This window comes from Actinoplanes sp. NPDC000266 (genome assembly GCF_042899005.1).
In the GTDB taxonomy this organism is placed as follows: domain Bacteria; phylum Actinomycetota; class Actinomycetes; order Mycobacteriales; family Micromonosporaceae; genus Actinoplanes.
Genome location: NZ_JBIAZI010000006.1, coordinates 268450 through 294942 on the forward strand (window position 1 = coordinate 268450; position 26493 = coordinate 294942).

A 26493-nucleotide genomic window follows, 5' to 3' on the forward strand; every position below is an offset into this window, starting at 1 on the left:
GACCTTGAGAAGCTTCCTGCATGTCATCGGACGAACACCCCCATAAACACCATTTCGCCCGACGCTCCCTGCTGGCCGCCGCCGGCGGGATGCTCATGCTCGCGGCCACCCCCGGCAGCGCCGAGGCGGCCGTCGCCGGCCGGCGCCGCTCCCGGATCAGCGACGGCACCCGGCTCGTCGAAGCCGACCTGCACAACCACACGCTCATGTCCGACGGCCACGGCGACCCCGCGCTCGCCTTCGCCTCGATGCGCTCGGCCGGACTCGACGTGGCCGCGCTGACCGACCACTCCAAGCTCCTCGGCATCGACGGGCTCAGCCACGCCGAGTGGAGCCGCACCGGGCAGCTCGCCGACAAGGCCGACGAGCCCGGCGCCTACACGGCGATCCGCGGCTTCGAGTGGTCGCACTCGGCCCTCGGCCACGTCAACGTCTGGTTCACCGACGACTACACCGAACCCACCGAGACCGGCAGCATGCACCGGCTCTACGACTGGATCGCGAACACCTCCGGGATCTGCGGCTTCAACCATCCCGGGCGGCAGTTCCTGCGCTTCGACGACTTCGCCTATCACCCGGCGCTGCGCCGGCAGATGGTCAGCCTGGAGATGTTCAACAACCGCGACGACTACCTCTTCGAAGGCTGGCCGCTGCAGGGCTCACCGCTGAACGCCTGCCTCAACGCGGGCTGGCGGACCGGGATCACCGGCGTGGCCGACGAGCACGGCACCGACTGGGGCTTCGACGAGGGCCGGGGGCGCACCGGCATCTGGGTCACCGAGAACACCCGGGCCGGGGTGCTCGAGGCGATGCGGCGGCGCCGCTTCTTCGCGACGCGGGTGAGCGGTCTGCGCCTCGACGCGCGGGCCAATGGCGTACGGATGGGAAAGCACCTGCCCCTCACCAAGAGTGACGTGACATTCGAGCTCGACCTCGACCGCGGCCGTCACTGGGAAGGCCGGGAGCTGCTGGTGCAGGTGCTGCGGCCCGGCACCCTCTACCCGGAAGTGGCCGACGTGATCGACGTCGAGGTCGGCCGGGTCACCTCGTTCACCGTGCCGCTGGACGCCGACGACGGCGACTGGGTCCTGCTGCGCGTCTCCGACCCGGGACAGGAGAACGACTCCCCCGGACCGCTCGGACACCCCTGCAACGACTGGGGTGTCGCCTACTCGAGCCCGTGGTGGCTCAAGTCGGATGAGTAGTGGCCGATAGCAGCGGTGTGACATCCACCGCCTCCTCGACCGGCACCCAGCTCGTGCACGTGGGCCGCCAGCCGATCTTCGATGAGCAGGGCGAGGTCTTCGCCTACGAACTGCTCTTCCGCGGCAGCATGGAAGCGGTCGCGGCGGGACGGCAGGACACGTACGCCACCAGCACGGTCATCGTGAACGCGTTCACCGAGTTCGGCATCGGCGAGGTGGCCGGCGACCGGCTCTGCTTCATCAACCTCACCCGCGAGTTCCTCACCGGCCAGCTGGCCCTGCCGTTCGGGCCGGCCCAGGTGGTGCTCGAGGTGCTGGAGACGGTGGAGATGGACGAGGAGGTCGTCGCCGGCATCACCCGGCTGGCCGAGGCCGGATATCGGATCGCGCTCGACGACTTCGTCTGGGGCTCCGGGCACGAGCAGCTGTTCGGCATCGCCTCGTACGTCAAGCTCGACCTGCTCGACGGCGACCTGAGCAACCTCGACGAGGTGGTGGCCGCCTGCCGGCAACACCCCAACATCAAAATCGTGGCCGAACGCCTGGAAACGGACGAACAGCTCGCCATCGCGGACCGCTACGGCATGGAACTGCGTCAGGGGTACGTCCTCTCGCACCCCCAGGTCCTCACGGTGGCCAGCCTGTCGCCGTCCCGCCTGCGCCGCCTGGAGCTGGTGGCGGCGCTCAGCGCGCCCGACGCCGACCTGGCCCGCATCGTCTCGATCATCGCAAGCGACCCGGCGCTGTCGTTGCGAGTGCTCAGGGCGAGCAACTCGGTGGCGGCCGGGCACGCGAACCGGGTCTCGTCGGTCCACCAGGCGGTGGTGATGGTGGGACTGCCACACATCCGCCAGTGGGCGATGCTGATGGTGCTGGACGAGGTGGGCGGGGCGACGGAAGAGCACATGCTGGACGTGCTGACCCGGGCCCGGCTCTGCGAGAACGTGGCCCACTCGTTCGGGGCGCCGTCGGACGCGGCCTTCATGGCGGGCGTGATCACCGGCGTGGCCGGGGTGCTGGGCATGACCCCGGCCGACATGGCGGAGCAGTTCCCGCTGGCCCCGCAGGTGGCGGCGGCCCTGACGAACGGGACGGGGTCGCTGGGGCAGGTGCTGCAGGCGGTCGACGCGTACGAGCACGGCGAATGCGGCCCGGCCGACGTCAACCTGGTCGGCGAGTACATGGACGCGGTGCGCTGGTCGACGAAGGCCCTGGACGCCACGAACAGGCTGGCGGCGGCCTGACCCACTAGCGTCGAGCCATGGATCTCGATGGAACCGTCGCGGTCGTCACGGGGGCCGGCGCGGGACTGGGCCGTTCGATCGCGACCGCGCTGACATCAGCGGGCGCCCAGGTGCTGGCGGCCGACGTGGACGAGGAGGCCAGCCGCGCCGCTGGCGAGGGCCTGCCCTCCTACCGAGCGGTCCGCTGCGACGTCACCGACCCCGGCGACCGAGAACGGCTGGTCGCCCTGGCCACCGCCGCCGGCGGGCCGCATATCCTGGTCAACAACGCGGGCGGCTGGACCGCGGGTTCGCAATATCCGGCCGCCGCGTACGCCGACTGGAGCCGCACGATCCAGCTCAACCTGGTCGGGCCGATGCACCTGACCCAGCTCGTGATTCCACCGATGGCGGAGCTGGGCGGCGGCGCGATCCTCAACATCGCCTCGTCGGCCGGGCTGGGAGCGGACCCTTATGGCTCTCCCGAGTACGGCGCGTCGAAGGCGGGCCTGATCCGCTTCACGACCACGATGGGCGACCTGCCGCTGACCCGCGTGATGGGCATCGTGCCGGGGTGGATCGGCCTCGAACGAGCGCACGCCGAGGTGGCCGCCCTGCCACCGGAGGAGCGGCCGGCATTGATCCCACCCGAAGAGATCGTCGACGTGGCGCTGCGGCTGCTGCGCGACGGCGAAGGCGGCACAATCGTCGAGATGCTGTAGCAGATCGACTCGGGCCGCCCTTCGTTGTCCACAGTCCCTGGCTGTCCACAGGCGGGCGGCACGATCACGCGTTTTCGCGGGAGAATGTCGCCAGGACGGGGGCCCCCTTTGGGAGGGCGGGGGCTGCGTTGGCGGTGATCAGCGGTGCTCGCTGTGGACTCGTTTGAGCAGCGCGCGCCGTTCGGGACCGTCAGGAACAGCGGCGGCCGCCCGGCGGAACAAGTCGGAAGCGGCGGCCCCGTCGCCGCTGCGGGCTCTCAAATCGGCCTCGACGGCCAGCATGTAACCCTCGGGCGCGCCGTCCACCGCGGCCAGCAACGACAGCCCGGCGGCCGGGCCGTAGGCGTAGCCGTGCGCCACGGCCCGGTTCAGTTCGACCACCGGCGTCGACTGCACCCGGGACAACTCGTCGTACCACTTCGCCGCCGAAAGCCAGTCCGTTCCGTCCCCCGCATGGCAGGCCGCGATGTGGGCCTGGATCGCATAGGGACCCTCCACCGGCGTACGCGACAGGATCTCCACCGCCTCGTCGATCGCCGACCGGTCCCAGCGGGACCTGTCCTGCTGTTCCAGCGTGATCGGGTCGCCCTTGGCGTCCCGGCGGGCGTCCCGGCGTGAATGCTGCAACAGGAACAGCGCCAGCAGCGCCGTCACCTCCGGCTCGGCCGGCATCAGGGCCGTCAGCATGCGGGCCAGCCTGATGGCCTCTTCGGCGAAGGCCGGCTCACCGTCGGCGTCGTACCCCCGGGTGAAGAGCAGATAGAGCACGGCCAGCACGCCCGGCAGGCGTTCGCCCAGGTCGGAAGGCACCCGGTACGGGATGCGGGCCTCGGCGATCTTCGACTTGGCCCGGGTGAGGCGGCGGGTCATCGTCGCCTCCGAGACCAGGAACGCTCGGGCTATGCCGGCCGTCGGCACGCCGGCGACCGTGCGCAGGGTCAGCGCCACCCGGGCCTCCAGGGACAGCGCCGGGTGACAGCACGTGAAGATGAGCCGCAGGCGGTCGTCGGGTGGCGCCGGCTCCCACATCATCGCCATCTCCCGCAGCTTGGTCTCCTCGACCGCGGCACGCCGCAGCACGTCGACGGCCCTGTTCCGGGCGACCGTCATCAACCAGCCGCCCGGGTTGCCGGGCACGCCGTCGCGCGGCCATCGCTCCAGGGCGGCGGCCAGCGCGTCCTGGGCGCAGTCCTCGGCCAGGGTCCAGTCACCCGTCACCCGGATCAAAGTCGCGACGATCCGGGTGTACGAGTCCTGGGCCGCCTCAGCTACTTCCTTCACAGGTTCACGAGGGGACGGAGCTCGAGGCGGCCGTTGTAGGCCATCGGGTGGGCGGCGGCCACGGCGATCGCCTCGTCCAGGTCGGCGCACTCCAGGATGTCGAAGCCCACGATCACCTCCTTGGTCTCGGCGAACGGGCCGTCGGTGAGCAGCACCTCGCCGGATCGCACCCGGACCGTGGTCGCGGCCGACGGCGCGGCCAGGACGCTGCCGGTCACCCGGCGGCCGGCGGTGTCGTTCTCGGCCACCCACACCTCGATGTCGGGCACCCGCGACTCGTCGGTCTCCGGCTCGGTGTCGGTGCAGACGAACATCATGTACTTCATCGGTGTCTCTCCCTCGCTGATCGCTTGTCACCAGGGTGACGAACGGGGACACCGGCAATCGGACAGCATCAGACGGAAATGTTCATCGGAGTTATCACCTGCACCGCGGCCTGCGCTTCCGGCGGGGGACCGGCCAGCAGGCCCAGCTCCCGCAGGATGGCCCGGCACGCAAGGCGAAGATCAGACCGAAGGTCATGATGGAGTACGGCGGACAGCTTGCCGTCGCGCAGCAGGCCGGCGTTCTCGTCGTCGAGGTCGTGGGCGACGAAGACGTCGTAGCGGCGGCGTTCGGCCGCGAACGCCTCGACCACCTCCGTGTTGCCGGCGGCGGCCGAGTGGACCGCCCGCACGGACGGGTTCGCGGCCAGCGCCGGGCGCACCCCGGCCGGTGGGACCGACAGGAGCCGCCGGTTCGGCGCGCGTGACCTCATCTCGGCCCGGAAGCCCGCGTCCGCGTCCGGGCGGCCGCCTTCCACGAGCAGCACGTCGCCGGCGCGGTCGGCCAGCCACTGCTCGACCAGATAGGCGGCGGTGGCGCCGGCCTCCACGTCGTCGGGGCCGAAGTGGGCGATCCGCTTGCTCGTGGGCAGGTCGCGGCCGAGGGTGACGACGGGGATGTCGAGCCGGCCGACCGCCTCGGTGACCTCGGGGGTGTCGGGGGCGTCCAGGATCAGCCCCTGCGCGTGGCCGGCGTCGGCCAGGTCGCGGTGGAACCGGGGGCGGATCATCGGCGTGGGCTCGGCCGCGAAGGCGGCGCGGACCGGTTCCGGCCGGGGCACGACCACGTCGACGGTGACGGTGGGCTGACAGGGCGGTTCCCGGCGGTCCAGGGTGGCGATGGCCTGGTGGACCCGGCGGACCGTGCTCTCCCGCACCCCGCCGCGCTCGTGCAGCACCCGGTCCACGGTGGCCGGGCTGAGGCCGGCGCGCTCGGCGATCTCGCGGATCCGGTGGGGGTGCTTCACGACGTACAGAATGAGGGGTTTTTGAGGTTTTATGGAAGGTCTTTGATGTTTAATCAATCCCTGGCGGGACTGGTCACTGGTCAGCTTGCTCCGCGATCAGGGTGACCATGCGGCGGTGCTCGTCGGCCATCGCGGCCAGGATGAGGTGGCGCTGGGTGGCCGGCATGTCCGGGTTGTCGAGCAGGGCCTCGAGGTTGGCGCCGAGATCGGCCAGCGGGGGACGCAGGTCGGGGCCCGGCCGCGTGACGACCTTTTCGACGACGATCTTCGGGATCTCGACCGTGTCGGCGGCGAAAGCCGGAGGAGGCGGCGCGATGGCCGGCGTCGAGGCCTGCCTGGTTCCGCGGGCCCGGTCGAGCAGGCCGTTCAGCGTCGAGGCCAGCTCGGCCACCTCGCGCGGGCTGCGCACCTCGGGCAGGCGGGACGCCGGGTCGGACGGGTCGAGGTCACGGGCCGACGTCAGCAGCCGCTGGAACGGGCGCAGCATGTATCCCGTCGCGAACCAGACACCGGCCGCGCTGAGGAGGGCCGCGAGGACCACGAGGAGAACCACGATGCGCACGTTACTGCCGTGCTGGTCGTTCAGGTCGTCCTGGCTCATGAGAATCTGCAGTTGAGCGCCCGATGACAGGGTCTCGCCGAACGAGCGCCACTCGCCGTCACCGGCCTTCACCGTCGTGTAGCCGCCGGGCGCCGGCAGCGGGAAGCCGGCCGCCGATCCGACCTGCTTGACGACCTCGCCGCCCTTGATCAGGCGGGCCGCGAACGACCCGTCCGAGGCGAGGGTGCCGTTCTTCGACGCGGTGACCCGGACCCGGTCGGCCCGGGACGAGATCTCCCGGTCCAGCGCGTCCTGATCGCGGCCGTCGATCCGCAGCACGACGAAAAGCCCGGCCAGGGCCACCACGAGGGCCACCAGCGCCGTGACGGCGAGGGTGAGCTGAGTGCGCAGACGCATGATCCCCTACCCTGCCAGACCGGACACGCTAGAGTATTAGAGCCCGACACCGAGAGGCGCTGCGACGGGCCCCACTGAGCTACCAAAGTCAGCGGCCCGCCACGCTCGGCGCGGGTTCTTAGACGCAAGGGCGCCTCCTGATGAGGGAGGGAGACCCCTCTTCGTGAGCGACAAACTTCAGACCCGTAACGGCCTCGAGTTCGCCATCGCCGACATCTCGCTGGCCGAGGCCGGACGTCACCAGCTCCGCCTGGCCGAGCACGAGATGCCGGGGCTCATGTCCCTGCGCACCGAGTACGGCGACTCCAAGCCGCTGGCCGGCGCCCGCATCGCCGGCTCGCTGCACATGACCGTGCAGACCGCCGTGCTGATCGAGACGCTGATCGCGCTCGGCGCCGAGGTGCGCTGGGTGTCCTGCAACATCTTCTCGACGCAGGACGAGGCGGCGGCCGCGGTCGTCGTCGGCCCGAACGGCACCGTCGACGCTCCCACCGGCGTCCCGGTCTTCGCCTGGAAGGGCGAGACGCTGGACGAGTACTGGTGGGCCACCATGCGGCTGTTCGACTTCGGCAACGGCCAGGGCCCGAACATGATCCTGGACGACGGCGGCGACGCCACCCTGCTCGTGCACAAGGGCGTCGAGTTCGAGGCGGCCGGCGCGGTCCCGCAGGGCACCGAGGCCGACAGCCACGAGTACAAAATCATCCTCGAGACGCTCCGGTCCTCGCTGGCCTCCGACGGCCAGCGGTTCACCCGGGTCGCGGCGGACATCCGCGGCGTCACCGAGGAGACCACGACCGGTGTGGCGCGGCTCTACAAGCTCGCCAAGGAGGGCACCCTGCTCTTCCCGGCGATCAACGTCAACGACGCGGTCACCAAGAGCAAGTTCGACAACAAGTACGGCATCCGGCACTCGCTGGTCGACGGCCTCAACCGGGCCACCGACGTGATGCTGGGCGGCAAGCTCGCCCTCGTCTGCGGCTACGGCGATGTCGGCAAGGGCGCGGCCGAGACGCTGCGGGGCCAGGGCGCCCGCGTCGTCGTCACCGAGGTCGACCCGATCTGCGCGCTGCAGGCCGCCATGGACGGCATGCAGGTCGCGCGCATCGAGGACGTCGTCGGCGAGGCCGACATCTTCATCACCACGACCGGCGGCACCGACATCATCCGGGTCGAGCACCTCCAGGCGATGAAGCACAACGCGATCGTCGGCAACGTCGGGCACTTCGACGACGAGATCGACATGGCCGGCCTCGAGAAGGTGCCGGGCGTCGAGAAGGTCGAGATCAAGCCGCAGGTGCACGAGTGGCGCTTCCCGGACGGTCACTCGGTGATCGTGCTCTCCGAGGGCCGCCTGATGAACCTGGGCAACGCCACCGGCCACCCCAGCTTCGTCATGTCCAACTCGTTCACCAACCAGGTCATGGCCCAGATCGAGCTCTGGACCAAGCCGGGTGAGTACGAGAAGCAGGTCTACGTGCTCCCCAAGCACCTCGACGAGAAGGTCGCGCGGCTGCACCTGGACGCGCTGGGCGTCAAGCTGACCACGCTCAGCAAGAAGCAGGCGGAATACCTCGGCGTCGACGTCGACGGGCCGTACAAGCCCGAGCACTACCGCTACTGATCACTGTTTTCCTGGCCGACACAGTTATCTCCGTGTCGGCCAGGAAAAATAGACTGCGTGCACGCCGAGACCACACTCCTCCTCATCCTGGGTGGCGTCGCGCTGATCGTGGCCGTCCGGCTGATCGCGGAAAAGACCGGCCTTCCGGCCGCCGCTCTTCTGACGATCGTCGGCATCACGTACGCGCTGCTGCCCGGGCCGAACCTAGAGCTCGAACCCGAGCTCGTGATGACCTATGTGATCCCGCCGCTGCTCTACAGTGCGGCGCTTGATTCGTCATTGCTCGACATCCGCCGCCACATGCGCACCGTGATCAGTCTTTCGGTGTTGTTGGTGCTGGTCACCGCCTTGCTCATCGGCTGGGGCATCGACATGTGGGTGGGCGGCGCGACGTTGGCCGCCGGTGTCGCCCTCGGCGCCGCCGTCGCCCCTCCCGATCCGGTCGCCGCGCTCGCGGTCGGCCGCCGCGCGGGCCTGCCCGGCAAGCTGATCACGCTGATCCAGGGCGAGGGGCTGCTGAACGACGCGACCGCGCTGACCATCCTCACGGTCGCGATCGCGGCCGCCAACGGCGGCCATTTCTCCGTGCCGTCCGCGATCGGCGAGTTCTTCCTCATGGCGATCGGCGGCGTGATCGCCGGTGTGATCGTCGCCTTCCTCGTCCGTCAGCTGCGGCACGTCCGGCAGGACCCGCTGACCGCGAACGCGATCTCGCTGGTCACGCCGCTCGCGGCCTACGTCCTGGCCGAGTCGGTGCACGTCTCCGGCGTGCTGGCCGTGGTGATCGCCGGCCTGATCATCGGGCACGACTCGCCGCGCTACAGCGGGGCGGCCAGCCGCCTGCAGACCAGCGCGGTCTGGCGGCTCGTCGACTTCCTGCTCGAGGGCTTCGTCTTCCTGCTGATCGGCCAGCAGTTGCCCACCGTGGTGGACGAGCTCAGCAACTACGACATGTCCACGATCATCATCGCGGTGGCGGTGACGGTCGGCGTGACGCTGATCCTGCGCCCGCTGTGGCTGATCCTGACCCAGCTGCTGCCACGCTCGCTGCACGCCCGGCTGGGTGGCGAGGATTTCGACGGCCGGCGCAGCGAGCGGGCCCTGACCGGGCGCGAGGTGACCGCGTTGAGCTGGGCCGGCACCCGCGGCGTGATCAGCCTGGCCGCCATCTTCACGCTGCCCGAGTCGGTGCCCAACCGCGAGTTGCTCCACTTCTGCGCCTTCGTGGTGGTGCTGGTGACGCTGCTCGGCCAGGGTCTGACCTTTGCACCGCTCGTACGGATGCTGGGACTGCGCGCCAACCACGCCGACGACGCCCGGGAGCGAAACGAGGCCCGGTCGGCCGCGGTGCGGGCCGCCCTGGACCGGCTCGAGGACATCCAGGAGGAGCAGCACGACCACGTCGAGGATCGGGCCATCGAGAACATGCGCAAGCAGCTGGAGATCCGGCTCGAGCGCTACAGCAAGCGGCTGGACCTGCTCGAGAACGCCGATTCGGACGAAATGCCGACGTCGCCGGAATACGAGGCGGCGCTGATGGTCCGCCGCATGGTGATCGAGTCGCAGCGCGAGGAGCTGCTGCGATGGCGCGACGCCGGGAACCTCAACGACGAGAGTCTGCGGATTTTGGAGCGCGAGCTCGACCACGAGGAACGTCTGCTCCCCGATAGACGCTAGTCGAGCTACACACGCGTGTAGTAAATTGCACGTGTGAGTAGCGACCTGACGGCACGGGCGCGCATCCGCGACGCCGCGATCGAGCTTTTCGCCGAGCGCGGCGTCGAGGCCGCCACCATCCGTGACATCGCGCAGGCGGCCGGGGTCTCCTCCGGCCTCCTGCGCCACCACTTCGGCTCCAAAGAGGGGCTGCGCGACGCCTGTGACGAGTTCGCGCTGAGCGAGCTCCTCCGGGTCAACGCCCACTTCACCGAGTTCCAGTCGCTCGACCGGCTGACGCCGAAGATCCTGCTGCTCCAGCGCTACTTCATGCGCTCGACCATGGACGGGTCGCCGTCCGGCACCGCCATGTTCGACCGCATGATCGATTACGGCGAGCAATGGCTGGCATCGACCGAGCTCAAGGTGGCGGACCCACGGGCGTACATCGGCCTGCTCACCGTCATGAAGATGTCGATGTTCACCATGCGCGACCTTCTCTCCCGCGCCGTGGGCAGCGACGTCGGCTCGGTCGAGGGCTGGACGCGCGTGCTGAACGCGTCGCTCGACCTCTTCTCGCAACCCCTCATCACGCCCTCGCAGGCCGATCAGGCGCGGGCCCAGCTCGACAAGATCTTCGGGGAGGAACAGTCATGACCGAGGCCATCGACGTCGCCGGACTGATCAAGAGGTTCGGCCGGGTCACCGCCCTCGACGGGCTCGACCTGCAGGTCCGGACCGGCGAGGTGCACGGGTTCCTGGGCCCGAACGGGGCCGGCAAGACCACCACGATCCGCGTCCTGCTCGGCCTCATGCGGCACGACGGCGGCCGGGCGCGCCTGCTCGGCGGCGATCCCTGGGCCTCCGCCACCGAACTGCACAAACGTCTGGCGTACGTGCCCGGCGATGTCACCCTCTGGCCCGGCCTGACCGGCGGCGAGGTCATCGACCTGCTCGGCCGGCTGCGCGGCGGCCTCGACACGAAACGCCGGGCCGAGCTGCTCGAGCGTTTCGAGCTCGACCCGCGCAAGAAGGGCCGCACCTATTCCAAGGGCAACCGGCAGAAGGTGGCCCTGGTCGCGGCCCTCGCCTCCGACGTCGAGCTGCTCATCCTCGACGAGCCCACCTCCGGCCTCGACCCCCTGATGGAGGAGGTCTTCAGTGAGGTCATCCTGGAGGAGAAACGGCGAGGCGACCGTACGGTCCTGCTCTCCAGCCACATCCTGGCCGAGGTCGAGAAGCTGTGCGACCGGCTGACGATCATCCGCGACGGCCGCACCGTCGAGACCGGCACCCTGACCGACCTGCGCCATCTCACCCGCACCACGATCCAGGCCGACCTGGCCGGGCCCCCTGACGGCCTGGCCTCCCTGGCCGGCGTCCATGACTTCCAGATCGACAACGGCCGCGTACGCTTCGACGTCGACACGGACGCACTGTCGCCGGCCCTGCAGACCCTGGTCAAGGTCGGCGTGACGTCCCTGGTCAGCCAGCCGCCGTCGCTGGAGGAGCTGTTCCTCCGCCAATACTCACGGTCCGGGTCGTGACCGGCGCCGGCCGGCTGATCCGGCTCGTCCTGCGCCGCGACCGCGTCCTCATGCCGCTGTGGGTGGTCCTTCTCGCCCTCATCCCGGCCGGTTACGTGGCCTCCTTCGAGGGCCTTTTCCCGACCGCGGCCGACCGCCTCGAATACGCCACGGTCAGCTCCTCCAACGCCGGGTTCGTCGGCCTCTACGGGCTGATCGAGGGCTCGTCGCTGGGCGAGCTGGTGGCGTGGCGCGCCGGCTTCATCCCGATCATGGTGGCGCTCTTCGCGGCCCTCACGGTCATCCGGCACACGCGCGCCGACGAGGAGACCGGCCGTACGGAACTGGTCGCGGCCGGCGCCGTCGGCCGGCACGCCCAGCTCGCGGCCGCCCTGATCACCACCTGCGCGGCCAGCCTGGTGCTGGGCGCGATCCTGACCGCGGCCATGCTCGGGCAGGGCATGCCGGCCGAGGGCTCGGTGCTGTTCGGCCTCGAGCTCGCGCTCAGCGGCTGCGCCTTCGCCGCCGTCGGCGCCATCGCCGCCCAGCTCACGGCCAGCGCCCGCGGCGCGCGGACGATCGCGGTGGTCGCGCTCGGCGCCGCGTACGCGCTGCGGGTGGCCGGCGACGTCTCGGCCATCGGCGACGGCGCCGTCTCCTGGCTGAGCTGGCTCTCCCCCATCGGCTGGGCCACGCACATCTTCCCGTGGGGCACGAACGACTGGTGGCCCGTCCTGCTGTCGGCCCTGTTCGTGGTGCTGGCCGCGGGCCTGTCCGCGGTCCTGCTGACCCGGCGCGACTTCGGCGGCGGCCTGCTGCCGGCCCGGCTCGGCCCGGCCACCTCGGCCATGGGCACCCCGCTGGCCCTGGCCTGGCGCCTGCACCGCGGCCTGCTGGCCGGCTGGACGATCGGCCTGGCCCTGCTCGGCCTCATCTTCGGCGGCGTCGGCGGCAGCGTCGTCTCCCTCATCGAGGACAACCAGAACCTGGGCGACATCTTCGCCCGCCTCGGCGGCGCCTCGAACCTGGTCGACAACTACTTCGCGGGCACGGCCGGAATCGTCGGCCTGATCGCCTCCTGCTACGCCGTGCAGGCCGCCCTGCGCCTGCGCGACGAGGAACAGTCCGGCCGCGCCGAGCCGTTGCTGGCGACCGCGGTGTCCCGCTACGCCTGGGCCGGCTCCCACCTGCTGTTCTCCCTGCTGGGCCCGGCCGTGGCCCTGCTCGCCGAGGGCCTGGTGGCCGGGCTCACCTACACCGACGGCGACCTGGGCGCCATCATGACGAGCACCCTGGTCCAGCTCCCGGCGGTCTGGGTCCTGGCCGCGGTGGCGGTCCTCCTCTTCGGACTGCTCCCCCGGCTGTCGGCCGCGGCGTGGGGCGCTCCCGCTCTCTGCCTGCTGATCCTGCTGGTCGGACAGACCCTCCAGCTCGACCAGTGGCTCCTGGACGTCTCCCCCTTCACCCACATCCCGCACCTGCCCGGAGGCGACGTCACGGTGACACCCCTGGTCACCCTGCTCGCCGTGGCCGCGGTCCTCACCGTGATCGGCCTGGGCGGCCTCCGGAGGAGGAACATCCCGGACTGATCGTCAGCCGCGGGCCGCCCGGCGGCGCCGCGCCTGGCGCTGGACCTTGGCCTCGACACCGCAGCCGTCCATGGTGCACCACCGGCGGCTGCGGTTCTTGCTGGTGTCGACGAACAGGCCGATGCACCCGGCCTCGGCGGCGCAGACCTTGACGCGGTCGAGCGGCCCTCCGGTGAGCAGGCGCACGGCGTCGACGCTGATCGGCCACCAGGCCCGATCGGGGTCGTCGCCGAGGAACTGCCAGGTGAACGAGCCGCCCGGCGAGGGCATGAGGCGAGCGGCGGCGACCGCCTCGGCGTACCGTCGCCGCACCTCCTCCAGCGGGCCGGCCGGCGGCTCCTGACCGCGGCCGATCGCGGTGAAGACCTCGAAGATCGCCTCCCGCAGGCTCAGCGCCGTCCGCAGTGAAGCCCGGGAGTCGTGCCGGCGGAGCCGCGCGCTCGTGGGCTCGTCGATCAGGCCGGCATATGCGGACCAGCCGGCGAGATCGGCGTACGTGTGCAGGAATTCCGTCGGTTGCGCGGTGGCGCGCCCGTCGAGCGTGTTGGCGAAGTCGAGACAGACGGCGCCCCCGAAGGGCTCCAGAAACGCGGATCCGGACATTGATTCCACCAAAACGTGTTTGACCCGCACCAGGCGCGGTATCTATGTTTCTAGTGAAACGAGTTTAGCCCGCATCGATCAACCGAGGAGATCCCGATGCAGGAACTGGCACTAGCCCCACTCGTGACCGGCGCCGGCACCAGCCCGATGCGCTCCGCCCTCCCGGCCAGTCCGGTCGTGGCGGAGCGACCGCCCGGCCGTGGCCGCCGCGCGACCGCCGCCGCGCTGCGCCGGCTCGCCACCCGTCTCGACCACGGCGCCGTCTCACCCAAGCCGGCCCTCTCCGCCGCCTGACTGCTCGACCGTTCTACGGTGCGCCCATGCCGATTCCTGAGTTCGTCGTCGCGCTCCGCTCGAAGGTCGGGCACGATCCGCTCCCGCTGCCCGGGGTGATCGCGGTCGTGCTCGACGACCGCGGCTGGGTGCTCCTGGTCCGGCGCTCGGACAGCCACGAGTGGGCCCTGACCACCGGTTGTCTGGAACCGGGCGAGCAGCCGGCCGCCGGGGCCGTCCGCGAGGTCCGCGAGGAGACCGGCGTCGATGTGAAGGCCGAACGCCTGCTCGCGGTGGAGGCGCTCGACTTGTCCGTGGCGCCCAACGGCGACCAGATCCACTGGCTCGCCATCGGCGTCCAGTGCCGCGCCCTCGGCGGCGAGGCCCACGTCAACGACGACGAGTCGGTCGAGGTCGCCTGGTTCGAGCCGGCCGCCGTGCCGCCGTTGCCGCCGCATCAGGCGCGCTGCCTGGCGATCGCCCTCGACCCGGCGGCCGGGCCGTGGTTCGTGCGGTGAGTTCGGCGCCGTTCGGAACAGTTCGGAGGTGTTCGGACAGGTAGCCGGACAGCCGGCCGGGCCGGTGCACTCTGATCATGCGACGGATCTTTATCTCTCTCGTGGTCGGTGTCCTGGCCATCGCCGGGCTCGTGGTTCCCGGGGCCGGGCCGGCCATGGCGGCGGAATGGCGCCTGGTGGATCACGAATGCCGGGTGGTCGGCACCGATGATCTCGGCAACCAGGGTGTGCACTGCATCGACCTGTTCGACATTCCGTACGGCGATCAGTGGAAGGCTGAGAACTCGATCTACTGCCAGAGGGCGGACGGCACCCTGCTGAACTGCCGGGGCATCAAGGAGACGCCGGGCATCTGCACTACCGGCAAGGCCTGCCGCTACGGGCCCAAGGGCGTCTGCGGCACGTGGTACGGGCACAGCGCCTGCGGTGTTCGCAAGGTGAAGAACAGTTCGCCGGTCGAGGACTACAACCACCCGTGCGGCAGCTACCGCTGGGGGATCACCGTGGACACCACGATCGTGCTCCCGGATTCGCTCAAGGAGGTCGGCGGGGTCGGCACCAGCCTGCGGACCAGCCAGTGGAGTGGCTGCTGACCTACCAGGGAACCGGTCCCTCGTCGGAGACGAACGCGGCCGTCGGCGGGTTGTCCATCGTGGCCAGTTGGATCGCCACGGCGGCGCCGTCGGCGGCCGTGCGTTCGAGGGACAGGCCCAGGTCCTTGGCGAAGTCGGTGCCGCAGGCACCGGGGGCCACGGCGTTCACCGCCATGCCGGGCAGCGCCTTGGCGTACTGGACGGTGAGCATGTTCAGGGCGGCCTTCGACGCCGGATAACCGAGCGGGGTGCCGCGAGCCGCGAAGGCGTGCGCCGGGTCCGTGTTCCAGTGCAGGGAGGCCGTGCCGCTGGAGACGTTGATGATGCGGGCATCGGCCGACGCGCGGAGCAGGGGCAGGAAGGCCTCGGTGACCCGGATGACGCCGAAGAGGTTGGTCTCGTAGACGGCCCGGATCACCGCGAGGTCGGCCGCGCCGGGCGCCTGCCCTTCGCGGCCACCGGAGATGCCGGCGTTGTTGACCAGGATGTCGAGGCGGTCGTGGCGCGCCGCGAACGCGGCGACCGAGGCGTCGTCGGTGACGTCGAGGTCGGCCCGGGTGGCCGCGATGACGGTCATCCCCCGGGCGGCGAGACCTTCGGCGATGGCGGCGCCGATTCCGCGGGCGGCCCCGGTGACCAGGGCGATCTTCGTGTCGGACATGACCCCATCCGACCACCGGGCCGCCCTTCGACCCAAGATCGATGGGGTACGACGGCGATACCCTCCAGGTATGGAGGACGTGGAGACGCGCGAGTTGCGGTACTTCGTCGCCGTGGCCGAGGAGCTGCACTTCGGGCGGGCCGCGGAAAGGCTGGGCATCGCGCAGCCGCCGCTCTCCCGGGCGATCCGGCGGCTCGAGCATCGCCTCGGCGTCGAGCTTCTGGAGCGTACGAGCCATGGCAGCCGCCTGACCCCGGCCGGTGAGGTGCTGCTGGCCGAGGGCCGGACCGCCCTCGACGCGGTGGCCGCCGCGGCACGGCGGGCGCAGCGGACCGGCCCGAAGGCGTGCCTCGTGCTGGCGATGAAGCCGGGCGGTGACGCCGGGCTCCTGCCGGCGATCCTCAGGGCGTACGAGAAACGCCCCGATGCTCTGCCCGTTGAATTCGCCTTCTCGCTCGGCGATCGGGCGGCGATGCTCCGCGACGGCCGGGCCGACGTCGGGCTGCTGCACCACCCGCAGAACGATCTGAGCGGGCTCGCCACCGAGGAGCTGGCGGTGGAGCGGCGGGTGGTCGCGCTGGCCGACGGTCATCCGCTCGCCGCCCGCGACGAGCTGCGCATGGACGACCTGGCCGGCGAGGAGCTCCCGCAGTTCCCGGAGGCCGCGCGCCCGGTGGCCGGCCCGCGGGTCGGTGACGTGGGCGAGCTCATGCAGCTGGTGGCGCTGGGCCGGGCGATCGCGCTGGTCACCGAGTCGGCGGCGCAGCGGCCGCATCGCGGTGTGGTCTATCGGCCGGTGCTCGACGCCGTCCCGGCCACCCTGGTCCTGGCCTGGGTCGAGAGCAGCCGGTCGCGGGCAGTCGCGGCTTTTGTCACCGCGGCTAGTGGGGTTTCCATGAACGTTGACCGGGTTTGACGGCCGCGGCATCCTTGCTCCATGCCTAGACGTCGTGGCGCTAGCCCCGATCCGGTCGTGCATCGCACCGCCCGGATCGGCCTACGCCTGACCCGCGCCCAACGGCAGCGCTGCTTCGGCCTGCTGCGCTCGGCCGGGGACGTGTGGGCGTGTGTGCTGGAGGTCAACGGCTGGCGGCGCCGGCGTGGGGACGCCCCGGCGGCGGGCTATCAGGAGCTGTGCCGCCTGCTGGCCCAGTCCGGGCCGGGCACGTTCAGTGAACTCGACAGCGTGGGCGCCCGGTCGGTGTTACGGCGTTACTCCGATGCCTGGTTCTCCGCCGCCGCCCGCCGCAAAGCCGGCGCCCTCGAGGTGCGGTTCCCGCGCCGCCGGCGCTCGTTGATGCCGATCCGCTGGTACCACGGCACCTTCGGCCTTGACGGACACCGCCTGCGGCTACCGGTCGCCCGGGATTGCCGGGCGTTGCTGCTGCGGCTGGATCGGGCGGTGCCGTATCCGGTCGAGACGGTGCGGTCGGTGACCCTGCTGTTCGCCGACGGCCGACTGTGCATCGACGTCACCGCCGAACTCCCGATCGCCACGTATCCGGCCGGGCAGCGACCTGATCCCAGGCGCGTCGCCGGAGTCGATTGCGGGATCATCCACCCGTTCGCCGTCGCCACCCGCGACGGTGCGGCGCTGCTGGTCTCCGGCCGGGCCATCCGCGCCGAACACCGCCTGCACCTGGCCGACACCAAAGCCCGCCGCCGCGCCACCGCCACCCGAACACCCAGCAAAGGCCAGCGCGGATCGCGGCGCTGGCGCAAGACCCGCCGCCGGGCCCGGCTGATCGAAGGCCGGCACCGCCGCCGCGTGCGGCAGGCCTTGCACGAGGCCGCCACAACAGTGGTCGGCTGGGCTGTCGAGCACCGGATCGGCACGCTGACCGTCGGGGACCCGCGTGGTGTGCTCGATCTGCCGGCCGGGCGGCGGCACAACCTGCGGCTCCGGCAGTGGCAGATCGGCCGCACCCTGCAAATCCTGCAAGACAAAGCCGCACTGGCCGGAATCCAAGTGCACCTGGTCGACGAACGCGGCACCTCCTCGACCTGCCCACACTGCCGCAAGAAGATCACCAAACCACGCGGCAGGACCATGACCTGCCGGCACTGTCAGTTCGCCGGGCATCGCGACCTCGCCGCGGCGTTCACCATCGCCGCCCGAACCCCGGGCAGCGTCACCACCACCGCACCCGCTCACATGAGTGCAGTCACGCACCGTCGAGCCGGACGACACCTGCCCGGTGTCCTCACGGCCCGGCGTGACCCCCGCCGCCACCCACCACGGGCAGCGGCAGCAGGGTCAGTTGGCCGGCGGAGGCCCGCCCCACCCATACCGGTGGGGAGTCGCTCGTCCACACTCATGGGCGAGGATCCACAACACCACCGGAACCCACCCGGCAAACGTTCGTGGACACCGCACTAGGCGGGCAGCTTTTCCAGGAGAGAGCGATACCACTTGATGCCGGCCAGGTAGGCGTCGACCGTGATGTGCTCGTCGTACGAGTGGATCGCCTCGCGCTGTTGCTTGGTCATCTCGAACGGTGTGAAGCGGTAGACCCGCTCGCAGATCGCGGTGAAGCGCCGTGCGTCGGTGGCGGCCATCATGACGTACGGCGCTGGAACCGCTCTGGGGAAATGCTCCACCGTGATCGCTTCGATGAGCTGGAACGCGTCATCGAGGGGTGACGGCGGTGACGGCTCACCGTCGTGGACCACGCGGATCGTCACCTTCTTGTCACGGATCACCTTGCGGACGTGGGTGATCGCGCTCGCCATGGTGTCGCCGAGCAGGATGCGGATGTTGACGCCGGCGGTCGCGTTCGACGCCACCACGTTCAGGGCCGGTGAGCCGCTGAGCGTGGTGACCGCGAAGGTCGTCCGCACCATCGCCGCCGCCTCCGGGCCGGCCGCCAGAAGGAGCCGGGTGAGCACGGGGCGGGAGCGGACGGCGCCGCGCAGGGCGAGACCGATCGGGCCGGTGGCGTGCTCGGAGGCGCGGCGCAGGAACTCCACCACCACGTCCGGGGTCGTGGCCGGCATCGGCGAACGGTCGAGCCGGGTGATGGCCCGGGCCAGGCGGGCCGTCGGTCCCATCGGGGCCGGCGTGGACGCGTGGCCGCCGCGGCCGTCGACGCTCAGCTCGATCGAGGCGACGCCCTTCTCGGTGACGCCGATGGCGGCGACCGGCACCGGCACGCCGGGCAGCACGTCGTGGGCCACCGCGCCGCCCTCGTCGAGCACGAACCAGGGCGCGACCCCGCGCCGGCGCAGCTCGTCGACCGCGAGCTGGGCCGCGACGCCGGCGACCTCCTCGTCGCAGCCGAAGGAGAGCCACACGTCCTGAGCGGGAGTGTGCCCGGCGGCCAGCAGGTCTTCCACGGCTTGGCAGATGGCGGTCAGGCTGGCCTTGCAGTCGAGGGTGCCGCGGCCCCAGACGACGCCGTCCTCGACGACCGCCTCGAACGGCGGATGCGTCCACTCCCCCTCGACCGGCACCACGTCGATGTGCGCCATGAGCACGACGGGCCGCTCGGCCGAGGCGCCCGGCCAGTGGAAGAGCAGGCCGTGGGTGCCGATCAGGGTCCGTTCGAGCTTCTCGTGCAGCAGCGGGAAGTGCCGCCGCAGCGCCTCGTGGAAGTCGTCGAACGGGCCGGCGTCCCACTCCTCGGCCTCGCGGGTCGAGACGGTCGGAATGCGGAGCAGGTCGCGGAACGCCTCGAGTTCTCTCACCAGTGAATGTTAGGCCCGGTGGTGGCGGTCGCGGAGGCGCAGCAGCACGGTCGCGAGCAGGGCGGCGACCAGGGTGCCGAGCAGCACACCCATCTTGGCGTGCTCGGCCTCGGTGGTGCCGGCCCCGAACGCCAGGTCGCCGATGAGCAGCGAGACGGTGAAGCCGATGCCGCCCAGCATCGCCACGCCGAGCACGTCCGGCCAGCCCAGCTCGTCGGCCAGCTCGGCCCGGGTGAAACGCTGCACCAGCCAGGTGGCGCCGGTGATGCCGATCGTCTTGCCGAGGATCAGCCCGGCGACGATGCCGAGGGTGACGGGGTCGGTCAGCGCCGCCCCGAGGTCGCCGCCGACCGTCACCCCGGCCGCGAAGAAGGCGAAGACCGGCACGGCGACACCGGCCGAGATGGGGCGCCAGCGGTGCTCCAGTTTGTCGATCCGCCGGAGCGGGACCAGGAAGGCGAGCAGCACTCCGGCCACCGTGGCGTGCACCCCGGAGGCGTGCATGAAGATCCAGGCCGCCACCGCCAGCGGCAGCAGCGACCAGCCCAGTCCACGGCGGACGAGATAGCCGAAGACCCCGAGCAGCAGTACGGTCACCGCGAGCGCCCACAGGTGCAACGACGACGTGAAGAAGATCGCGATGATCAGGATCGCGAGCAGGTCGTCGACGACGGCCAGCGTGAGCAGGAAGGTGCGCAGCGCCGCCGGCAGGTTGGAGCCGACCACGGCCAGGACCGCGAGGGCGAACGCGATGTCGGTGGCGGTCGGCACGGCCCAGCCACGAAGATCGCCGCCCGGCGCCGCCGCGTTGACGACGGTGTAGATGATCGCGGGCGCGAGCATGCCGCCGACCGCGGCCGTCACCGGCAGCGCGGCCCGGCGCAGATCGCGCAGGTCGCCGGCGACGAACTCCCGTTTGAGTTCGAGCCCGGCCACGAAGAAGAAGATCGCCAGCAGGCCGTCGGCGGCCCACTCGGCGAGCGTGAGATCGAGATGCCACGCGGCCGGGCCGACCGTGACCGCGGTCAGGTCGGCGTAGCTCGACGACCACGGTGAGTTGGCCCAGATCAGGGCGGTCACGGCGGCGCCCAGCAGCAGGAATCCGCCGGTGGTCTCGGCGCGCAGGCGCTCGGCAATGGTCGAGACGGGCAAAACGACCTCCGGGAGGGTCGGCGACAGGACGCCGACCAGACTTCCCGGCACACCTTCCGATCAGCCTACGTGCACATGCGGCCGGCGATTGCGGTCGTGCTCGGCCCGCCGCAGCATCTCGCGGGTGACCGGCGCCACCTCACCCTGCCCGAAGGCCAGATAGCGCACGAAGTTGGCGACCGGGTTGCCCTCGGTCCACTCGAAGTAGATGTGCGGCCGGCGACCGGTCGTGTCCCGGATCCACAGCAGCAACGCGGCCAGCGCGCTCGGCACCGAGGAGCTGGTCACCCGCATCACCTTGTAACGGTGGTGCAGCAGCTCGCCGGTCACCCGCAGCTCGGTCTCGAAGTCGGAGGCGTCCTTGACCGTGACCTCGACGAAGATGACGTCCCGATCGTCGGCCATGTCGTTGTCGGCCAGGATCTGCGCGATCTTGTCGCTGTACTCGCGGCTGTCCCGGCGGCCGGGCTCGTTGGCGATCAGCCGGATCTGCCGGCGCCGGCAGTCGGCCAGGAAGCCGAGCGCGGTCTCGTCGGCCGAGATGTCGGTGACCCGCAGGTCGAACGCCCGGAACAGCCGGGAAAGGAACGAGACGACCAGGATCGCGGCGATGAAACAGGCCGCGATCTTCACGCCGTCCGGGCGTTCGACCACGTTCAGGACGGTGGTGTAGACGAACAGCACGGCGATGACGCCGAACGCGATCGTGCGCTTCTTCTGCCGCCGGTGGTGCGCCGACAGGGTCACCGCGACCGCGGCCGAGGTGATCAGCACGAGCACGCCGGTGGCGTAGGCGCCGCCCTGCGCGTCCACGTCCGCGTCGAAGATCCAGGTGATCAGGAAGGCGGTGCCGGTGAAGACCAGGACCAGCGGCCGTACGGCCCGGGCCCAGCCCGGCGCCATACCGAACCGGGGCAGATAGCGCGGCACGAGGTTGAGCAGCCCGGCCATGGCCGAGGCCCCGGCGAACCACAGGATGGCGATGGTCGACAGGTCGTACACGGTCCCGAAGGCATTGCCCAGATTTTCGTGCGCGAGGAAGGCGAGCGCCCGCCCGTTGGCGTCGCCGCCCGACTCGAACTCCGCCTGCGGAATGAGCACTGTGGTGACGACGCTGCTGGTCAGCAGGAAGACGCTCATGATGACGGCGGCCGTGGTGAGCAGCCGCTTGGCGCCCCGGATGCGCCCCTGGAGGTCGCCCTTGATGTGCGGCATCACGGCCACGCCGGTCTCGAAACCGGACAGGCCCAGCGCCAGCTTCGGGAAGACCAGCAGCGCGATGCCGACCACCACCAGCGGATTGCCGTGCTGGGTGGTCAGCGCGGTGGTCCAGTCGGTCACCGAGTGCGGATGGGTCAGCACCTCCCACAGCCCGTCCGCGATCACTACCACGTTCAGCACCAGATAGACGCCGACCAGGCCGACCGCGATCCCGATGGCCTCGGTGAACCCCTTGAGGAAGACCCCGCCCAGCAGGGCCACCAACAGCAGGGTCACGATCACCTCATGGCCGTGCAGGGCCGAGGGGAGGTACGGGTTCTCGTCGATGTGCGCGGTGGCGTCGGCGGCCGAGAGGGTGATCGTGATGATGAAGTCGGTCGCCGCGAAACCAAGCAGTACGAGGACGAAAAGCTTTCCCTTCCAGAACGACAGCAGCTTCATCAGCATCGCGATGGAGCCCTCGCCGTTCGGGCTGTCGGCCGCCACCCGGCGATAGATCGGCAGCGCGCCCAGCAGCGTGACCAGCACGAGCACGAGCGTCGCGATCGGCGACAGCACGCCCGCGGCCAGCGCCGCGATGCCCGGCTGATAGCCCAGCGTGGAGAAATAGTCCACGCCGGTCAGGCACATCACCTTCCACCACGAGTGCGGCTTCTCCTCCGGATTCGCCGGTTCGCCGTGCGGGCCCTCATGGTGCTTCGCGGTGTCGTTCAATCCGGAAAGCATCCAGTCCCGGAACCCCGTGGTCGTCACTCGCGAATGGTTCCACCGAGCGACGGGGCCCTCCCACGCTCACGCGTTAATACCGCGTCAAAATGCCGCGCATCCTTCGAGGCGTGCCGTCCGTTAGCCCGGCGTGCGTCTGTCCCTCGTCGCCGGCTGCGCCCTGGTGCTGGGCCTCGCCGCGGTCATGCCCGCCTCGGCCTCCACCGCCGGCAAGGTCACCGTCCGCTACACCTTCGACGGCCCGTCCCCGCTGGCCGAAGCGTCCGGCCGCGGCCTCGACCTGAGCCCGGTCAGCCGGTACGGCGGCGCCTTCACCACGGTCGCCCACAACGGCGGCCGCGCGCTGGCCTTCCCGCCGCCGTGCAAGACCGAGCCGTGCCCCCGGATCGCCCTGCGCTCGGCGGCCACCGAACTCAACCCGGGCCGCCGCCCGATCCGCTACGGCGCCGCGGTCCGCCTGGCCGCCGACGAGACCACCAAGGGCGAGAACGTGCTCCAGAAGGGCTACTCGGCCCGGGGAAGCCAGTACAAGCTCCAGATCGACGGCCTGGCCGGCCGCCCCAGCTGCGTCTTCGTCGACGACCGCGACCCGCGGATCAACACGGCGGTCAGCTCGGTCGGTGTGGCCGACAACCGCTGGCACACCCTGGAGTGCCGCCGCTCCGGCCCCCACCTGACGATCCTGGTCGACGGCGTCCACCGGGGCCGCACGACGATCCCGGCCACCCTGTCGGTCCACAACCGACTGCCGTTCAGCATCGGCGGTAAGGGCTCTTTCGCCGACAACGACCAGTTCCAGGGCATCCTCGACGAGGTCTGGGTCGAGATCGGCTAAATTTTCGGCCTCGACATGTAACCGCCGCACCGCGACCGGTGTGTTCTCCAGTGTGCAAGCACCAACGGGAAGCGGGGACCATGGCCGGCAGGGACAGCGCCGACTTCGATGCCTTCTACGTCGCGACGGTTCGGCGGGTCGTGCTCTATCTGTACGCGGCCGGCGGTGACCGGGGCGACGCCCAGGACATCGCGCAGGAGGCCTTCGCCCGGGCCTGGCAGCACTGGCCCAAGGTCTCCGGCTACGACGACCCCGAGGGCTGGGTGCGCACGGTGGCCTGGCGCCTGATGGTCAACCGCTGGCGTGGCCTGCGGCGCTGGCTGGCCGCCCGGGCCCGCATGGGCCCGCCGGAGGAGGCGACCGGCGGGCCGTCGCCCGACCGGGTGGCGGTCATCGAGGCGCTGCAACAGCTGCCGGCGCCGCAACGCCAGGCCGTCACCCTGCACTACCTGCTGGACATGCCGGTCCAGGAGATCGCCGCGACCACCGGCGTCCCGGCCGGGACGGTCAAGGTGCGGCTCTCCCGGGCCCGGGCCACGCTCGGCCGCCTTCTCGACGACCACGATCAGGAGAACAGCGATGTCACCTTCGGTGCATGACCGACTTCAAGAGCTGGAGACCGACGTACGGGACCTCAAGCTCCTGCCGGCCGAGGCGATCCGGGCCCGAGGCCGCAGCCGGGCCCGCCGCCAGAAAGCCGCCCTGCTGACAGCGGCCGCAGTGGTGGCGACCACGGCGGGCGTCACGCTCGGCTGGCCACAGCAGCAACAACAGCGACAGCCCCCGGCCGCCACGGCCGACCGGCCGTCGACCCCCGGCCTCACCTGCGACGTGTCCCTGCCGAGCAGCCCGGCCGAAGTCCAGGTCCGGGTCCTCGACGGCGGCGCCTCCTCCACCCAGCTGGCGACGGCGGCGGCCCAGCTCCGAACCCGGACCTTCACCGTCCTCGACGGTTCCACCGGCCCCGATTCCGACAGCGCGGCCACCCTGCTCTACGGCCCCACGTCGATCGGCACCGCCACCGTGCTGCGAGCGGCCATCCAAGGCGACATCACCATGCGTTTCGACCCCGACCGCACCGACAAGGCCATCGACCTGATCCTCGGCCCGTCGTTCACCCGCCTGGCCACCCCCACCGAGATGAACCAGAACCTCGCCACCGGCGGCGAGCCCACCGCTCCCCCGGAGTGCGCCGGCCGCTGACCCTCAGCCCGCTGCCGTGACGGGCATCGCAGGTGATGGCTCTCTCCTGAACGCATCGTGCCTGGATGCGTGGGGGTAGTCGGAGGCGTCGACCTAGCGAGGGGAACCCGAGATGACCACCGTTACCAAGCCGCCGGGCGTGGAGCTCACGCACCGTCAGGTGTTGCAGGTGCTCGGCGGGCTCATGCTCGGGCTCCTGCTCGCCTCGCTGGATCAGACGATCGTCGCCTCGGCCATCCGGACCATCGGGGACGACCTGCACGGGCTCAGTGCCCAGGCCTGGGTGACCACGGCCTATCTGATCACTTCGACGATCTCGACACCGTTGTACGGCAAGTTGTCCGACATCTATGGGCGCAAGCGCTTCTTCCTGGCCGCCATCACCATCTTCGTCATCGGCTCGGCCGCCTGTTCCTTCGCGCAGTCGATGTACGAGCTCGCCGCCTACCGGGCCTTCCAAGGGCTCGGCGCCGGTGGGCTGTTCTCGCTCGCCCTGGCGATCATCGGCGACATCGTCCCGGCCCGGGAACGGGCCCGCTATCAGGGCTACTTCCTGGCCGTCTTCGGCACGTCGAGTGTGCTCGGGCCGGTCATCGGCGGGTTCTTCGCCGGGGCCGACCAGATTCTCGGCATCACCGGGTGGCGCTGGGTGTTCCTGGTCAACGTGCCGATCGGGATCGTGGCGCTGATCGTGGTGGCCAAGGTGCTGCGCATCCAGCAGCAGCGCCGCGAACACCGGATCGACTGGTGGGGCGCGGTCTGGCTGTGTGTCGCGCTGGTGCCGCTGCTGACCATCGCCGAGCAGGGGCGGGCCTGGGGCTGGGATTCGGGGCGCGCGTTCCTCTGCTACGGCATCGGCGTCGCCGGTCTGCTGCTCTTCGTGTACGACCAGTGGCGGATGGGTGAGGACGCGCTGATCCCGCTGCGGTTCTTCCGGAACAGGACCTTCAGCCTGACCGCGGCCGGCGGTTTCATCGTCGGTCTCGGCATGTTCGGCGGTCTGGCCGTGCTGCCGCTCTACCTGCAGATCGTGCAGGGCGCCACGCCGACCGAGTCGGGTCTGCAGCTGCTGCCGCTGACGCTCGGTCTCATGGTGGGCTCGGTCGTGTCGGGTCAGCTGATCAGCCGTACCGGGAAATACAAGGTCTTCCCGATCCTCGGCAGTGTGTTCGCGGCGGCCGGGATGTGGCTGCTGCACACCGTCGGGGTGGACACGCCGTTCTGGCGTACGGGCGTCTTCATGGCCGTTCTGGGTCTGGGTCTCGGTCTGGTTCTTCAGCCGATCACGCTGGCCGTGCAGAACGCGATGTCGGCCCGCGAGATCGGGGTGGCAACCTCGTCGGCCACGTTCTTCCGGCAGATGGGTGCGACGGCCGGTACCGCGCTCTTCCTGTCGCTGCTGTTCTCGACGGTCGGCCAGAACATCGCGAACGCGGTGCGGGACGCCGGGCCCGCCTTCCAGCAGGCCCTCGCCGATCCGGCCAACCGCGCGGTCGCCGAGGCCCTGCGCGGAGGAGCCGACCTCAACGACACCTCGTTCCTGAACGGGCTGAGCGACGTCGTGGCCTACCCGTTCAAGGCGGGCTTCTCGCAGTCCATGGACATGATCTTCCTGGCCGCCGCCGCGATCATCGTGATCGCTCTGGTGATCTTCGCCTTCCTGCCGCAGATCCCGCTGCGCACCCAGTCGGGCCTGGCCGCCCGCGCCGCGGAGGAGGCGGTCGAAGGAGCCGTCGAGGAAGCGGCCGAAGGGTCCCCCGTTGAGGCGGCCGAAGGGTCCCGCGATGGGGCGGCCGAAAACGGCCGCGATGAGGGACGCGTCAATGGGCGGCACGCGGTGGAGACTCACCCCGATGGTCACCGTGTCTCGGTGGCCGAGCACGAGGGCAATCACGAGGTGGGCGTCCACCGCGCCGCTGTCCGTCCGGACGAGAACTGACGGGAGA

At 70.7% G+C, this 26493-nt stretch carries 26 protein-coding genes; 17 read left to right on the forward strand and 9 right to left on the reverse strand.

What is annotated here, in order from left to right; all coding sequences use genetic code 11:
* The first annotated feature begins 20 nt into the window (after positions 1-20).
* The 3 genes from ACFY36_RS25490 to ACFY36_RS25500 are packed head-to-tail and all read left to right on the forward strand — an operon-like array spanning position 21 to position 3150.
* Positions 21-1205 carry a CehA/McbA family metallohydrolase gene (locus ACFY36_RS25490; RefSeq protein ID WP_499748441.1) on the forward strand — a complete coding sequence of 395 codons (1185 nt, stop codon included), beginning with the start codon at positions 21-23 and terminating at the stop codon, positions 1203-1205.
* 17 nt (positions 1206-1222) lie between these two features.
* A complete protein-coding gene (locus ACFY36_RS25495; RefSeq protein WP_499748442.1) occupies positions 1223-2449 on the forward strand; it encodes an EAL and HDOD domain-containing protein in 1227 nt (408 codons plus the stop codon).
* Positions 2450-2466: 17 nt separating this feature from the next.
* Positions 2467-3150 (forward strand): SDR family NAD(P)-dependent oxidoreductase, encoded by a 684-nt coding sequence (locus ACFY36_RS25500; RefSeq protein WP_499748443.1) that lies wholly within the window; start codon positions 2467-2469, stop codon positions 3148-3150.
* A 138-nt stretch (positions 3151-3288) separates the two neighbouring features.
* Here ACFY36_RS25500 and ACFY36_RS25505 read toward each other — a convergent pair whose 3' ends face one another.
* The 4 genes from ACFY36_RS25505 to ACFY36_RS25520 form a co-directional block, all read right to left on the reverse strand.
* Positions 3289-4431 (reverse strand): RNA polymerase sigma factor, encoded by a 1143-nt coding sequence (locus tag ACFY36_RS25505; protein WP_499748444.1) that lies wholly within the window; start codon positions 4429-4431, stop codon positions 3289-3291.
* On the reverse strand, positions 4428-4757 hold the full coding sequence (locus ACFY36_RS25510) for a YciI family protein (RefSeq protein WP_499748445.1): 330 nt from the start codon (positions 4755-4757) through the stop codon (positions 4428-4430). The genes ACFY36_RS25505 and ACFY36_RS25510 overlap by 4 nt, the downstream gene beginning before the upstream one ends.
* 68 nt (positions 4758-4825) lie before the next feature.
* Positions 4826-5722: a LacI family DNA-binding transcriptional regulator gene (locus ACFY36_RS25515; protein WP_499748446.1), complete on the reverse strand. Its 897-nt coding sequence runs from the start codon at positions 5720-5722 to the stop codon at positions 4826-4828.
* 73 nt (positions 5723-5795) lie between these two features.
* Positions 5796-6680 (reverse strand): HAMP domain-containing protein, encoded by an 885-nt coding sequence (locus ACFY36_RS25520; RefSeq protein ID WP_499748447.1) that lies wholly within the window; start codon positions 6678-6680, stop codon positions 5796-5798.
* Between the two features lie 163 nt (positions 6681-6843).
* On the opposite strand from ACFY36_RS25520, the gene ahcY reads away from it, so the two are divergent.
* From ahcY to ACFY36_RS25545, 5 genes are read left to right on the forward strand one after another with little or no spacing between them, the layout of a single operon-like run.
* Positions 6844-8304: an adenosylhomocysteinase gene (gene ahcY / locus ACFY36_RS25525; RefSeq protein ID WP_499748448.1), complete on the forward strand. Its 1461-nt coding sequence runs from the start codon at positions 6844-6846 to the stop codon at positions 8302-8304.
* 57 nt (positions 8305-8361) lie between these two features.
* The gene (locus ACFY36_RS25530) at positions 8362-9981 is read left to right on the forward strand and encodes a Na+/H+ antiporter (protein WP_499748449.1); all 1620 of its coding nucleotides are present in this window, start codon (positions 8362-8364) and stop codon (positions 9979-9981) included.
* 33 nt (positions 9982-10014) lie between these two features.
* Positions 10015-10617: a TetR/AcrR family transcriptional regulator gene (locus tag ACFY36_RS25535; RefSeq protein ID WP_499748450.1), complete on the forward strand. Its 603-nt coding sequence runs from the start codon at positions 10015-10017 to the stop codon at positions 10615-10617.
* Complete coding sequence (locus tag ACFY36_RS25540; RefSeq protein WP_499748451.1) at positions 10614-11507, forward strand: ABC transporter ATP-binding protein; 894 nt, start codon at positions 10614-10616, stop codon at positions 11505-11507. The genes ACFY36_RS25535 and ACFY36_RS25540 overlap by 4 nt, the downstream gene beginning before the upstream one ends.
* Positions 11504-13075: an ABC transporter permease gene (locus tag ACFY36_RS25545; protein WP_499748452.1), complete on the forward strand. Its 1572-nt coding sequence runs from the start codon at positions 11504-11506 to the stop codon at positions 13073-13075. Before ACFY36_RS25540 ends, ACFY36_RS25545 begins: the two co-directional genes overlap by 4 nt.
* A 3-nt stretch (positions 13076-13078) precedes the next feature.
* Here ACFY36_RS25545 and ACFY36_RS25550 read toward each other — a convergent pair whose 3' ends face one another.
* A complete protein-coding gene (locus ACFY36_RS25550) occupies positions 13079-13678 on the reverse strand; it encodes a CGNR zinc finger domain-containing protein (protein WP_499748453.1) in 600 nt (199 codons plus the stop codon).
* A 96-nt stretch (positions 13679-13774) separates the two neighbouring features.
* On the opposite strand from ACFY36_RS25550, the gene ACFY36_RS25555 reads away from it, so the two are divergent.
* From ACFY36_RS25555 to ACFY36_RS25565, 3 genes are all read left to right on the forward strand, one after another.
* Positions 13775-13972, forward strand: a complete 198-nt coding sequence (locus tag ACFY36_RS25555) for a hypothetical protein (RefSeq protein WP_499748454.1) — start codon at positions 13775-13777, stop codon at positions 13970-13972.
* Positions 13973-13998: 26 nt separating this feature from the next.
* On the forward strand, positions 13999-14469 hold the full coding sequence (locus ACFY36_RS25560; RefSeq protein ID WP_499748455.1) for an NUDIX hydrolase: 471 nt from the start codon (positions 13999-14001) through the stop codon (positions 14467-14469).
* A 77-nt stretch (positions 14470-14546) separates the two neighbouring features.
* Entirely contained in the window at positions 14547-15062 is a 516-nt protein-coding gene (locus ACFY36_RS25565; protein WP_499748456.1) for a hypothetical protein, read from the forward strand.
* Position 15063: 1 nt separating this feature from the next.
* Here the strand turns inward: ACFY36_RS25565 and ACFY36_RS25570 are convergent, their stop codons facing one another.
* Positions 15064-15723 carry an SDR family NAD(P)-dependent oxidoreductase gene (locus tag ACFY36_RS25570; protein WP_499748457.1) on the reverse strand — a complete coding sequence of 220 codons (660 nt, stop codon included), beginning with the start codon at positions 15721-15723 and terminating at the stop codon, positions 15064-15066.
* 70 nt (positions 15724-15793) lie between these two features.
* Between ACFY36_RS25570 and ACFY36_RS25575 the strand changes: the two genes are divergently transcribed.
* Positions 15794-16639 carry a LysR family transcriptional regulator gene (locus ACFY36_RS25575; protein ID WP_499748458.1) on the forward strand — a complete coding sequence of 282 codons (846 nt, stop codon included), beginning with the start codon at positions 15794-15796 and terminating at the stop codon, positions 16637-16639.
* 21 nt (positions 16640-16660) lie between these two features.
* Positions 16661-18103 (forward strand): RNA-guided endonuclease InsQ/TnpB family protein, encoded by a 1443-nt coding sequence (locus ACFY36_RS25580; protein ID WP_499748459.1) that lies wholly within the window; start codon positions 16661-16663, stop codon positions 18101-18103.
* On the opposite strand, the gene ACFY36_RS25585 is transcribed toward ACFY36_RS25580, so the two are convergent.
* Genes ACFY36_RS25585 through ACFY36_RS25595 form a run of 3 tightly spaced genes read right to left on the reverse strand, consistent with a single transcriptional unit; the run spans position 18100 to position 22536 of the window.
* Positions 18100-19410 carry a M20/M25/M40 family metallo-hydrolase gene (locus tag ACFY36_RS25585; RefSeq protein ID WP_499748460.1) on the reverse strand — a complete coding sequence of 437 codons (1311 nt, stop codon included), beginning with the start codon at positions 19408-19410 and terminating at the stop codon, positions 18100-18102. The genes ACFY36_RS25580 and ACFY36_RS25585 overlap by 4 nt on opposite strands.
* Positions 19411-19419: 9 nt before the next feature.
* The gene (gene nhaA, locus ACFY36_RS25590; protein WP_499748787.1) at positions 19420-20601 is read right to left on the reverse strand and encodes a Na+/H+ antiporter NhaA; all 1182 of its coding nucleotides are present in this window, start codon (positions 20599-20601) and stop codon (positions 19420-19422) included.
* A 21-nt stretch (positions 20602-20622) separates the two neighbouring features.
* The gene (locus tag ACFY36_RS25595; RefSeq protein WP_499748461.1) at positions 20623-22536 is read right to left on the reverse strand and encodes an APC family permease; all 1914 of its coding nucleotides are present in this window, start codon (positions 22534-22536) and stop codon (positions 20623-20625) included.
* A 103-nt stretch (positions 22537-22639) separates the two neighbouring features.
* Between ACFY36_RS25595 and ACFY36_RS25600 the strand changes: the two genes are divergently transcribed.
* The 4 genes from ACFY36_RS25600 (at position 22640) to ACFY36_RS25615 (ending at position 26486) form a co-directional block, all read left to right on the forward strand.
* Positions 22640-23344, forward strand: coding sequence for a LamG-like jellyroll fold domain-containing protein (locus tag ACFY36_RS25600; RefSeq protein WP_499748462.1), 705 nt, complete (start codon positions 22640-22642; stop codon positions 23342-23344).
* Between the two features lie 80 nt (positions 23345-23424).
* Positions 23425-23943 (forward strand): RNA polymerase sigma factor, encoded by a 519-nt coding sequence (locus tag ACFY36_RS25605; RefSeq protein ID WP_499748463.1) that lies wholly within the window; start codon positions 23425-23427, stop codon positions 23941-23943.
* Positions 23936-24547, forward strand: a complete 612-nt coding sequence (locus ACFY36_RS25610; RefSeq protein WP_499748464.1) for a LytR C-terminal domain-containing protein — start codon at positions 23936-23938, stop codon at positions 24545-24547. The genes ACFY36_RS25605 and ACFY36_RS25610 overlap by 8 nt, the downstream gene beginning before the upstream one ends.
* 112 nt (positions 24548-24659) lie before the next feature.
* On the forward strand, positions 24660-26486 hold the full coding sequence (locus ACFY36_RS25615) for an MDR family MFS transporter (protein ID WP_499748465.1): 1827 nt from the start codon (positions 24660-24662) through the stop codon (positions 26484-26486).
* Positions 26487-26493: the final 7 nt, after the last annotated feature.